The organism is Peribacillus simplex, from assembly GCF_030123325.1.
Taxonomy (GTDB): Bacteria; Bacillota; Bacilli; order Bacillales; family DSM-1321; genus Peribacillus; species Peribacillus simplex_D.
Genome location: NZ_CP126106.1, coordinates 4,050,110 through 4,061,221, shown reverse-complemented (window position 1 = coordinate 4,061,221; position 11,112 = coordinate 4,050,110). Strand labels below are relative to the sequence as shown.

The 11,112-nt window shown below is 45.0% G+C and carries 12 protein-coding genes; 10 read left to right on the top strand and 2 right to left on the bottom strand.

The genetic code is table 11. The features are described from left to right. Positions 1-54: 54 nt before the first annotated feature. The gene (ypfJ, locus tag QNH43_RS19220; protein WP_283915291.1) at positions 55-900 is read right to left on the bottom strand and encodes a KPN_02809 family neutral zinc metallopeptidase; all 846 of its coding nucleotides are present in this window, start codon (positions 898-900) and stop codon (positions 55-57) included. 319 nt (positions 901-1,219) lie between these two features. Here ypfJ and safA point away from each other — a divergent pair, with 319 nt between their 5' ends. The 10 genes from safA to yajC all read left to right on the top strand — a co-directional run bounded on the left by safA (position 1,220) and on the right by yajC (position 10,654). Then, complete coding sequence (gene safA / locus QNH43_RS19215; protein ID WP_283915290.1) at positions 1,220-3,676, top strand: SafA/ExsA family spore coat assembly protein; 2,457 nt, start codon at positions 1,220-1,222, stop codon at positions 3,674-3,676. Continuing rightward, positions 3,666-4,613, top strand: coding sequence for a phosphotransferase (locus tag QNH43_RS19210; protein WP_283915289.1), 948 nt, complete (start codon positions 3,666-3,668; stop codon positions 4,611-4,613). Before safA ends, QNH43_RS19210 begins: the two co-directional genes overlap by 11 nt. 102 nt (positions 4,614-4,715) lie before the next feature. Next, on the top strand, positions 4,716-5,315 hold the full coding sequence (locus QNH43_RS19205) for a YhcN/YlaJ family sporulation lipoprotein (protein ID WP_283915288.1): 600 nt from the start codon (positions 4,716-4,718) through the stop codon (positions 5,313-5,315). Positions 5,316-5,425: 110 nt separating this feature from the next. Then, positions 5,426-5,926 (top strand): intercompartmental signaling factor BofC, encoded by a 501-nt coding sequence (locus QNH43_RS19200; protein ID WP_076364992.1) that lies wholly within the window; start codon positions 5,426-5,428, stop codon positions 5,924-5,926. A gap of 330 nt (positions 5,927-6,256) precedes the next feature. Further along, positions 6,257-6,871, top strand: coding sequence for a Holliday junction branch migration protein RuvA (gene ruvA / locus QNH43_RS19195; protein WP_283915287.1), 615 nt, complete (start codon positions 6,257-6,259; stop codon positions 6,869-6,871). Positions 6,872-6,882: 11 nt separating this feature from the next. Then, complete coding sequence (gene ruvB / locus QNH43_RS19190) at positions 6,883-7,881, top strand: Holliday junction branch migration DNA helicase RuvB (protein WP_034308811.1); 999 nt, start codon at positions 6,883-6,885, stop codon at positions 7,879-7,881. Further along, positions 7,878-8,084, top strand: coding sequence for a DUF2905 domain-containing protein (locus QNH43_RS19185; RefSeq protein WP_076364996.1), 207 nt, complete (start codon positions 7,878-7,880; stop codon positions 8,082-8,084). Before ruvB ends, QNH43_RS19185 begins: the two co-directional genes overlap by 4 nt. A 38-nt stretch (positions 8,085-8,122) precedes the next feature. Next, a complete protein-coding gene (queA, locus tag QNH43_RS19180; protein ID WP_076364998.1) occupies positions 8,123-9,151 on the top strand; it encodes a tRNA preQ1(34) S-adenosylmethionine ribosyltransferase-isomerase QueA in 1,029 nt (342 codons plus the stop codon). A gap of 36 nt (positions 9,152-9,187) precedes the next feature. Beyond that, positions 9,188-10,327, top strand: a complete 1,140-nt coding sequence (tgt, locus tag QNH43_RS19175; RefSeq protein WP_076365000.1) for a tRNA guanosine(34) transglycosylase Tgt — start codon at positions 9,188-9,190, stop codon at positions 10,325-10,327. A 42-nt stretch (positions 10,328-10,369) separates the two neighbouring features. Continuing rightward, positions 10,370-10,654, top strand: a complete 285-nt coding sequence (yajC, locus tag QNH43_RS19170; protein ID WP_076365002.1) for a preprotein translocase subunit YajC — start codon at positions 10,370-10,372, stop codon at positions 10,652-10,654. A gap of 45 nt (positions 10,655-10,699) precedes the next feature. On the opposite strand, the gene QNH43_RS19165 is transcribed toward yajC, so the two are convergent. Next, the gene (locus QNH43_RS19165) at positions 10,700-11,071 is read right to left on the bottom strand and encodes a TIGR04086 family membrane protein (RefSeq protein ID WP_283915286.1); all 372 of its coding nucleotides are present in this window, start codon (positions 11,069-11,071) and stop codon (positions 10,700-10,702) included. Positions 11,072-11,112: the final 41 nt, after the last annotated feature.

The following is an 11,112-nucleotide window of genomic DNA, read 5'->3' as shown; positions in this document are numbered from 1 at the left end:
GAAAAAGGGGGATTGACCCCCTTTTCCTTATGTAATCGAAACAGCTAAGAACGTTTAAAGGTTATTCGCTTTAAAAGTATTGCCTTCATTCATATCACCAGATTTAAATCCTTTATTGAACCACCGTTTCCTCTGTTGGGAAGTACCATGCGTGAAGCTGTCTGGCACCACGTACCCTTGTGCCCTTTCTTGGATACGGTCATCCCCCACACCACTTGCTGCATTCAAGGCTTCTTCAAGATCGCCTTCTTCAAGCAGATTCTCTCCTTGGACATGATGTGCCCAAACTCCAGCCAAATAATCTGCCTGTAATTCAAGACGGACAGAAAGCCTATTATATTCGGTCTCGCTTACTTTTGAACGGTCGGGCATTTCCTTTTCCGTTGTTCCTAAAAGTGTCTGAACGTGATGTCCGACTTCGTGGGCAATGACATAGGCCATGGCGAAATCCCCGGGTGCCTGGAATTCTTGCTTTAACTCTTGATAAAAGCTGAGATCAATATATAGTTTCATGTCACCCGGACAATAAAATGGCCCTACCGAAGAAGCTGCCATCCCGCATGCCGATTCGACACTACCCGAATACAGGACAAGGTTCGGTTCCTTATATTCCAGTCCATTTTTACGGAATTCCTCTGCCCAGACCTGCTCCGTTTCTGCAAGGACGACAGATACGAACTGCGCAAGTTCCTTCTCTTCATCCGTTTCGACATATGAGCCGCCATTGTTCGATTCAGTGGAATTCAAGCTGCCTAGCAATTCGCTTGGATTACCGCCAAGGAGCGTCACGATCAAGACGATTACCAATCCGAGCCCTCCGCCGATTCCGGCCATGCCTTTTCCGCTCATGCCTCTTTTGTCCTCGACGTTCGAGCTGCCCTGTCTGCCTTTCCATTTCATTAATATTACCCCCAGGGATGTAAAATTAGTACCTTAAGACAAAGCCTTAGGTCATTTACTTTTTCTTATACCCGGATTTCCCTGAGTTTAGACAGAAGCCTGAAAGAAGCGATTCAGGAATGGAATTCAAAGGGGGGAATTTCCTTTTTCGAGATGGCCCATCATATTTCCTCTCCAAAATAGTACCTTCCATGTACCTAAATCATTGATCGAATCATAAAAGTCATTTTTCACGCATAAGTTTTCATGATAAAAATAATAGCAATTCACCCACTGCTTCATAGAATATATGGACATATGCACAGGAGGGGTTAGCAGCGTGAAAATTCATATAGTCCAAAAAGGCGATACACTTTGGAAACTCGCCAAAAAATACGGCGTCAGTTTTGAAGAACTTAAAAAAGTTAACGCGCAATTGAGCAACCCGGACATGATGATGCCCGGAATGAAAATTAAAATACCTGGGACATCCGGAGCTGTAATAAAAGATACGGGTAAACCAAACGTGAATATTCAGCCGGGAATGAAAGAATCCCAAATTCCACAGTTCCAGCCTCAGTCAGCACCTATGAAAGAGCAGCAAAATATGCAAAAACCGGCCGTTAAAGAACAGCCGAAATTTCAACAGCCAGTAAAAGAGCAACCAATCATTCAAAAACCAATAAAAGAGCAGCAGGTCGTTCCACAGCCAGTTAAGAAAGAGCAGCAGATCGTTCAGCCAAAGCCAATCATTAAAGAAAAGCAAGTAATCGTTCCAAAAGAAGTGCCGGTACCCATGCCGGTGATTCCGGAGATCGACATCAATAATTATTATATGGTCAACATGACCAATATGAGTGTGCAAAAGCCTCCAGCACCACCACCTTTACCAAAGAAAAAAGAAGAGCCTGCAGTAACCAAAAAGAAGAAGAAAAAGCCAGCTGTACAGCCAGCTGAATATAGTGAGCCGGTGGATGATTGTATTCCAGTAACGCCAATCTTACCTGGAAGCGGTTATTGTATTCAGCCGCCACCATGGGCGCAAATGCAAGGCATGCAAGCACCATATCAAGGCGCACAAGGGTATCAGGCGGCTCCGGAAATACAAGGTTATCAAATGATGGAAGAGAGCTCTGATGCTTGGGGAGAATCTCCTGACATGCAAATGATGGATCAAGAATTCGTCCAAGGGGCGAGCATGAATGCAACAAACCAGCAACATTATCCATATCAAGCCTCCGCACCGGTTCCGCACCATTATTATGGAGGGATGAATCAACAACCTCAAGCAGCAGGTTCATATATGCAACAAGATTATGAGTCACCAGGCGAATCGCCTTCTTCATACAATCAAAACTTCCCTCAGCATTATTCCCAGACTGCCGGTGAGGATGAGGAGGATTGCGGCTGTAATAAGGGGTTACTTGGAACTTATGGGCCGGGAGTGAAGGGGCAATATCAAGGAAATCAACAAATGGATGCCAATGCACAACACCATCCTGATTATCACCAATATCAATCCGTTCAATCACAGCAACAGGCCCAATATCCAGGGATGTCACCGAAAGAGTCTCAAATGGGAATGGAGATGCCATTCCAATATGATGATGAGTCAGAAGAATCATACGGATTCATGATGATGGGCGGTCAAAACCCAGGCCAGCCAGGAATGATGATGGGCAGTCAAAACGGAGGCCAGCCAGGAATGATGATGGGCGGTCAAAACCCAGGCCAGCCAGGAATGGTGGGCGGCCAAAACGGAGGCCAGCCAGGAATGATGATGGACGGTCAGAACCCAGGCCAGCCAGGAATGATGGGTGGTCAGAACCCAGGCCAGCCAGGAATGATGTTCGGCCAAAACGGAGGTCAGCCAGGAATGATGTTCGGCCAAAACGGAGGCCAGCCAGGAATGATGGGCGGTCAAAACCCAGGCCAGCCAGGGATGATGTTCGGCCAAAACGGAGGTCAGCCAGGGATGATGGGTGGTAAAAACCCAGGCCAGCCGGGAATGATGATGGGCGGTCAAAACGGAGGTCAGCCAGGAATGATGTTCGGCCAAAACGGAGGCCAGCCAGGGATGATGTTCGGCCAAAACGGAGGCCAACCAGGGATGATGGGTGGTCAAAACGGAAGCCAGCCAGGAATGATGCCGGGACAATTTGGTGGTCAGCCGGACATGATGATGGGCGGTCAAAATGGAGGGCAGCCAGGAATGATGCCGGGACAATTTGGTGGTCAGCCGGACATGATGATGGGCGGTCAAAACGGAGGTCAGCCAGGGATGATGGGCGGCCAAAACGGAGGCCAGCCAGGGATGATGGGCGGTCAAAATGGAGATCACCCAGGGATGATGCCGGGACAATTTGGTGGTCAGCCGGACATGATGATGGGCGGTCAAAATGGAGGTCAGCCAGGAATGATGCCGGGACAATTTGGTGGTCAGCCGGACATGATGATGGGCGGTCAAAATGGAGGTCAGCCAGGAATGATGCCGGGACAATTTGGTGGTCAGCCGGACATGATGATGGGCGGCCAAAATGGAGGGCAGCCAGGTATGATGCCAAGACAATTTGGTGGTCAGCCGGACATGATGATGGGCGGCCAAAATGGAGGTCAGCCAGGAATGATGCCGGGACAATTTGGTGGTCAGCCAGACATGATGCGCGGTCAGCTTGGTGGTCAGCCGGAAGCTATGTTACCGGGACAAATGGGAGGCCAGCCAGGCCAATTCGGGGGAGTTCGTGCGCCTGAAACATTTGGGATACCGACATATGTAGATGAAAGCGATGACTACTAATTATCAAGGAGACAGTGTTTTTAACACTCGTCTCCTATCTTATTTAAATCGTAAGCCAAAGAATGTCCACCATATTCAAAGCAGTGTCTATTTATTAACTTTTGAAAAGGGTCATCCTATGATCCTTAAAGGCTTCGACAGTTTTGAAAAATGGGATCGGCAAAGGGAATTGACTTCGTTATTAAAACAAAAGGGATTTCATCAAACTTATTATATTCATCAGAATTTAATGCCCTTTCAATTTAAAGGGAAATGGTATGGCAGTATGGACTATTTTCCGCCGAGTAAGAAAAAATTCAGATACTCCAAACATAAGGACCGCTTAGAGGGCATTCAGTTACTGGAAAGCTTCCATGATGTGTCGGAACATATCTCCATTAACGCCCCTGTGTTCAATCAATCAAAAAAGTGGAAAGAACGCTTATCACTATTTAAAAAGAACTTTTCATATGTTCGCCAATATGTTTCCGAAGATATTATCAAGGAATGGATTAGATGGGGTGAATGGTCGCTGGAGGGGTTTGATAAAAATCAGTCTTTATGGAATAAGGAAAAGAAAGTCATCATTCATGGTGATTGTGCCCACCATAATTTCCTGCGGAGAGCGGACGGCACTTTGACGTTAATCGATTTTGACCTAATGGCGAATGCACCGAGGTGCATTGATTATTTACAGTATGCAAATCGTATTTTGCCTCATTTGGAAGATGCGGCCACCGAACTGTGGGAAGTTCCGCAATTGCAAAGGTACCAGTCAGACCTGGCCTTTTTATATGCTTTAACTTATCCTACCGATATTTTCCGTGAATGGAATCGTCTTAATAAAAGTTCTTCCCAGCTTCATTCGGTCTGGAAAATGACCGTGGAAGGTTTTTCAGAGCGGATGGAGATGAATGAAAAATTGGCCGAAAGGATTTCTTCCCTTAATAGGAATTAAAACGGATTTTTGGCCGTATCTTACAGAGTACATTTCCTGTTCGACACCCATGCTAATTATGAGCGAAATATAGCTCATTCTTTTGCAATGGGAGGGTTATTGGTGCAGAAAATAAAATGGGCACTTCCGCTTTGTACGGTATTGGCCGCCGTCAGTTTGGTTGGATGTGCTAATAATGATACAGCGGAAAATGAAAATATCACGAATGATACAGGGTACCGTGAAAAAGATGCATTGGTACGAAACATCAATTATGAGAATATGGTGCAAGGTTTATACGATAAAGATGATGCGTACAGTAAGAGTGACCGTAACTACCATGGACATGAAAGTAAACCGCTTAAGGCAAAATCATCTTATTATAATTCTTATGAAGGCGCTTTTGCCGATAAAGTAAATGGAATCGCCAAGAAAGTGGAGCCGGTCATCGATGCCAGGACAATCATCATGAAAGATGAAATGTTGGTAGCACTACGGCTTGATGACTACAGCCAAGCAAAAGATGTTAAAGAAAGAATCAAAAAGGAAATCGGCCCCCTTACCAATGGCCGTACCCTATATGTAACCACCGATGAAGGTGTCTATTTCAGGACGATGACACTTGATAACAATCTTCGGGATGGCGATACGCGGGAAATGATCATTTTGGATGCCAATGACTTGTTCGATAATCTTAACATTCACGAAAATCACTTGAAATAATTAGTGGGCTGACCCGATATGGAGTCAGCTCTTTTTGATTTTTTTCTGGTTAATAATCCTTATTTGGGGTCAAACTACATAAAAAGTAAACGCCTTAAGAGGTGAATATATTGATTAATCAACTTAGAATCCAATTTTTCATGACGCTTTTCATATTGCCATTTTGCTTAACCGTTTTTGCCGAAGATACCGTTCAAAAGGAAAATGATCCTATTGAAAGGAAGGTCATTCTTCAGCGTATGTATCTGGATGGCGAGTTAAGTGAAGAGAAATTGACAGAAACAATTTGGTCGATGGAGGATTTTTGGTCAAAATATGAAGGATGGAAAGTGGTCGATCAAAATGAAGAGCAGATTGTCATGAAGAAAATTGAAAATGACATATCCCCGCTTTTAAAAGCGAATGGTTACCTTGGGATGAGGGAAGATGGTACGCTATCCATTTTTATCGGAAGGCCCGAGCACGCGAAGATCATTCATACTTTCTACCAAATAGACGTTGGTAAACTTGAAGCATACAAGCAGGAGGAACTGCAAAAAGGGATTCCGATCATGAATAAAGACCAATATAAACAGCTCATTAAAGAGTATGAACCATATTCGGTGAACTAGGATGGGATGGCACCCATCCTTCAGACTGTAGATAAACTCGATGAAAATAGGGTTTGTCTACAGTTTTTTAGTGTTTGTACCATTTGGACGTTGCCTCCAGGCACTCGCTTTCCCGCACGAGTCCAGTACACCCGTTCCAATCACCTTGTATAAAATTTAGATAGAACCCCATTTGTCTACAAACTGTAGGAAGGGATAATACCCAAAATGTAATGAAACGGGATATCCTCCATTGTAAAAGTCTTTGCGGCTACTAAATAACTTTTAATGAACAACACCCCCTTTTTATGATAAAATGAGAGGTACAGCAAAATCAGGGAGAGAATTAATTTGTATGATTATATAAAAGGCAAGGTCGATTATATTGGGCCTGAATACATAGTCGTGGAAAATGGGGGGATCGGATATCAAGTGATGACACCGAATCCTTTTATTTTTTCCGCTCAATACCAGAAAGAAATACAAGTTTTCTTGTATCATTATGTTCGTGAGGATATGGCCGCATTATACGGGTTTCAGACTCGTCAAGAAAAGGCGTTATTCACAAAATTATTGAATGTAACGGGAATCGGGCCGAAGGGTGCGCTAGCCATATTGGCTTCAGGCCAGGTTGATCAGGTGGTACAGGCGATCGAAAATGAAGATGAATCGTTTTTGGTGAAATTCCCGGGAGTCGGAAAGAAAACGGCACGGCAGATGATTCTCGATTTAAAAGGGAAACTTGAGAACATCATTCCGGATGCGTTTCCAAGCTTGTTTAACGAAGGCGTAACGGCTGAACTCAGTCCAAATGGATATACGGAGGAATTGGATGAAGCCATTCTTGCATTGAAGGCTCTTGGTTATTCTGAAAAGGAAATCCAAAAGGTTGCCAAGAAATTGCAGCCTGAAGATATGACGACCGAGCAATATATTAAGAAAGCATTGCAAATGATGTTAAGATAAGGAGTGGCGCAATGGAGGAGAGAATATTCAATCAGGAAGCCGATTTGAACGAACTGTCCTTTGAACAAAGCCTGCGGCCGCAAAACTTAAAGCAATATATCGGACAGGATAAAGTGAAAGCGAATTTAAGTGTATACATCGAAGCGGCTAGGATGCGTGAAGAAACGCTCGATCATGTACTTTTATATGGACCGCCTGGTCTTGGAAAGACGACGCTTGCCGTCATCATCGCCAATGAAATGGGTGTAAATATCCGCACGACTTCCGGTCCCGCCATTGAGCGGCCGGGAGATCTGGCGGCCATTTTGAGTGCACTTGAACCAGGTGATGTATTGTTCATCGATGAGATTCACCGTCTTCCGCGTGTCGTTGAAGAAGTGCTATATCCGGCTATGGAGGATTTCTGTCTGGATATTGTAGTTGGTAAGGGACCGGAAGCCCGTTCGATCAGGATTGACTTGCCGCCGTTCACCCTAGTAGGGGCCACGACACGTGCAGGCTCATTGTCTGCACCGCTCAGGGACCGTTTTGGCGTTTTGAGCCGTCTTGAATACTATACGGAAAACCATTTGACTGATATCATCATCCGTACAGCAAGAATCATGGATACGGAAATGGATGATCAAGCAGCAGCCGAGCTTGCAAGAAGGTCAAGGGGCACCCCGAGAATTGCCAATCGGCTTTTACGGAGGGTCCGGGATTTCGCCCAGGTGCGCGGTGATGGTACGATAACGGCCGAGCTTGCCGATTATGCGCTTGAATTAATGCAGGTCGACCGTTTAGGACTCGATCATATTGACCATAAATTACTTAAAGGGATCATTGAAAAATTCCGTGGCGGACCAGTGGGTCTGGAAACGATTGCGGCAACGATTGGCGAAGAGGCACATACGATCGAAGATGTGTATGAACCATATCTGTTACAAGTCGGTTTTCTTCAGCGTACCCCAAGAGGCCGGATGGCAACACAGCTGGTTTATGAGCATTTCGGCATGGAGATGCCTGAATGATGAATATACCAAAGATGGTTATGATTCTTGGTGCGATCATATTCGTGATTGGTTTTGCGATGAAATATATTCATCTCGGCAGGCTGCCGGGAGATATTTTTCTGAAAAAGGGGAATACGACGTTTTACTTTCCTATCGTTACATCAATCATCGTCAGTGTTGTGTTGTCCGCCATTTTTTATTTGATCGGCCGTTTTAAATAATGATTACAGCTTGATAGACACGTAAGGAAGTGGAACAGATGAAATTGGATATGTTTGATTTTCATTTACCGGAGGAACTGATTGCCCAAGTTCCTTTGGAGGATAGGGAAGCTAGTAGATTGATGGTGCTGGACAAGGAAACCGGTAAGCTTCAGCATGATGTATTCAGCCATATCACGGAATATATCAAACCGGGAGATTGCCTGGTGTTGAATGATACGAAGGTGCTTCCGGCCCGACTATACGGCAGTAAAGAAGGAACCGGTGCAAAAATCGAAGTATTGCTGCTTAAGCAAGAGCATGATGATGTATGGGAAACGCTTGTGAAGCCGGCTAAACGGATTAAAGAAGGCTCGACAATCGTTTTTGGCGATGGTAAGCTGAGTGCCGTCTGTACAGGCGTGCTCGAGCATGGCGGAAGGATCCTTGAATTTAAATATGACGGCATATTTTATGAAATACTGGAGAAGCTTGGCGAAATGCCGTTACCTCCATACATCAAGGAACAGCTCGACGACCAGGATCGCTATCAAACGGTATATGCGCGTGAACGTGGATCTGCAGCGGCACCTACCGCTGGCCTGCATTTTACGGAGGACTTACTTGAGAAACTTAAAGGGATGGGTGTCCACATCGCCTTCATTACGCTGCATGTTGGACTTGGTACATTCCGTCCAGTAAGTGTCGACGATATTGACAGCCACGAAATGCATTCGGAATTTTATCAAATGACGGAAGGCACAGCCAGATTGCTGAATGATGTGAAAGGTAAAGGCGGGAAAATCATTACGGTCGGCACAACGTCCACAAGGACATTGGAAACGATTGCGTCCCGCAATGATGGGGTTTTCAAGGAAGAGAACGGCTGGACGAGCATCTTCATTTATCCTGGTTATGAGTTCAAAGGGATCGATGCGATGATAACGAACTTCCATTTGCCCAAATCGACTTTAATCATGCTTATTTCTGCACTTGCAGGCAGGGAGCATGTTCTTCATGCCTATGAAACGGCTGTGGAAGAAAAATACAGGTTCTTTAGTTTTGGAGATGCAATGTTAATTAAGTAATATAAGAGTGTGAAGCTCTTGAAGGGAGTTATTGCGTTGACTGCAATACGATATGAGTTAATCAAAACATGTAAACAGACAGGGGCAAGGCTAGGCCGGGTCCATACGCCGCATGGTTCTTTTGAAACGCCGGCATTTATGCCGGTTGGAACGATGGCAACTGTCAAAACGATGTCCCCGGAAGATTTGAAACAAATGGGGGCAGGCATCATCCTGAGCAATACGTACCACCTATGGTTGCGTCCGGGGCATGAAATCATCAAGGAAGCTGGCGGATTGCATAAGTTCATGAACTGGGATCGGGCGATTTTGACCGACTCAGGCGGCTTTCAAGTCTTCAGTTTGAGCGAGTTCCGCAAAATTGAAGAAGAGGGCGTGCATTTCAGGAACCATCTGAATGGCGATAAATTATTCTTATCTCCGGAAAAAGCGATGGAAATACAAAATGCGCTTGGCTCCGATATTATGATGGCATTTGATGAATGTCCGCCATTTCCGGCGACTGAAGAGTATATGAAGAAGTCTGTAGAACGGACATCGCGCTGGGCGGAACGCTGTTTAAATGCACATGAGCGCCCAAATGACCAAGGGCTGTTCGGAATCGTTCAAGGCGGGGAGTTTGAAAACCTTCGCAAACAAAGTGCAAAAGACCTTGTCTCCCTTGACTTCCCGGGTTATGCTATTGGAGGACTATCCGTAGGGGAACCGAAGGATATCATGAACCGCGTACTTGAGTTTACAAGTCCGCTTTTGCCAACTGACAAACCGCGTTACCTTATGGGGGTCGGTTCACCGGACTCATTGATCGATGGTGCACTCCGCGGTATCGATATGTTTGACTGTGTACTGCCGACGCGAATTGCGCGTAATGGTACGCTCATGACGAGCAATGGGCGGCTGGTTGTGAAAAATGCGAAGTATGCACGCGATTTCGGTCCAATCGATGAAAATTGCGATTGCCATGTATGCAAGAATTATAGCCGGGCATATATCCGCCATTTGATTAAATGTGAAGAAACCTTTGGGATTCGTCTTACGACTTACCATAATCTTCATTTTCTGTTAAACTTGATGGAACAGGTCAGACAAGCTATTCGAGAAGATCGTCTTGGAGACTTTAGGGAAGAGTTTTTTGAGCAGTATGGTTTCAATGAACCAAATGCGAGAAACTTCTAATTCCATAAATATTTTAATGAATGAAAGGAGTGAATATATAAAATGGGTTCTTTAACACAAATACTTCCGTTGATTTTAATGTTCGTATTGTTCTATTTCTTATTGATCCGCCCGCAGCAAAAACGCCAAAAGGCTACGCAAAGCATGCAAAGCAGTTTGAAAAAAGGTGATAAAGTTGCTACTATCGGCGGCATGCACGGAACAATCGATGCAATCGATGACCTGAAAATCGTCATTAAATCACCAGACGGCACAAAACTGACTTTTGACCGTGCAGCAATCCGTGAAATTACGGAAAGCGCACCGAATAAAGAAGTATCCGTATAATACAAACGAAAACCGGGCCATGTGCCCGGTTTTTTGCTGTGTTTTTTAATCGGTGCGGGAGTCGGAACTCATGTTGACCCCAAGCACGCCGCCCATCATGGCCGTAATCACAAAACAGCCATAGTATATCCATTGCTTGATGGTGAAAAGTGCATCGTGGCCTAAATATTGAAAAAGGAACACGACCAACAGATAAAGCAGCCCAGTGCTTCCGCCCAAGAGTAGTCCTTGCTTTTTCCCTTTGCCTCCTGAAATGAATCCACCAATGAAAAGCGATAAAAAGGACACGATCATGACCACGTATGTCAGGGATGATTCCGTCAGTGAAGTAAAACGAAGAAGGATGGAAACGATTAAACTTGCAATCATCGCTATTGCAAAGATGGAGCCTACGCCATAAATTACGGCGACACTCATTTTTTTAGTTTCGATGGGTATTCCTCCTTTTTACAAGGCTG

Coding starts and splice junctions, on each gene's coding strand:
- ypfJ (WP_283915291.1), bottom strand. CDS start 900: ATGAAATGGAAAGGCAGACAGGGCAGCTCGAACGTCGAGGACAAAAGA.
- QNH43_RS19210 (WP_283915289.1), top strand. CDS start 3,666: ATGACTACTAATTATCAAGGAGACAGTGTTTTTAACACTCGTCTCCTA.
- ruvB (WP_034308811.1), top strand. CDS start 6,883: ATGGAGGAGAGAATATTCAATCAGGAAGCCGATTTGAACGAACTGTCC.
- QNH43_RS19185 (WP_076364996.1), top strand. CDS start 7,878: ATGATGAATATACCAAAGATGGTTATGATTCTTGGTGCGATCATATTC.
- queA (WP_076364998.1), top strand. CDS start 8,123: ATGAAATTGGATATGTTTGATTTTCATTTACCGGAGGAACTGATTGCC.
- yajC (WP_076365002.1), top strand. CDS start 10,370: ATGGGTTCTTTAACACAAATACTTCCGTTGATTTTAATGTTCGTATTG.
- QNH43_RS19165 (WP_283915286.1), bottom strand. CDS start 11,071: ATGAGTGTCGCCGTAATTTATGGCGTAGGCTCCATCTTTGCAATAGCG.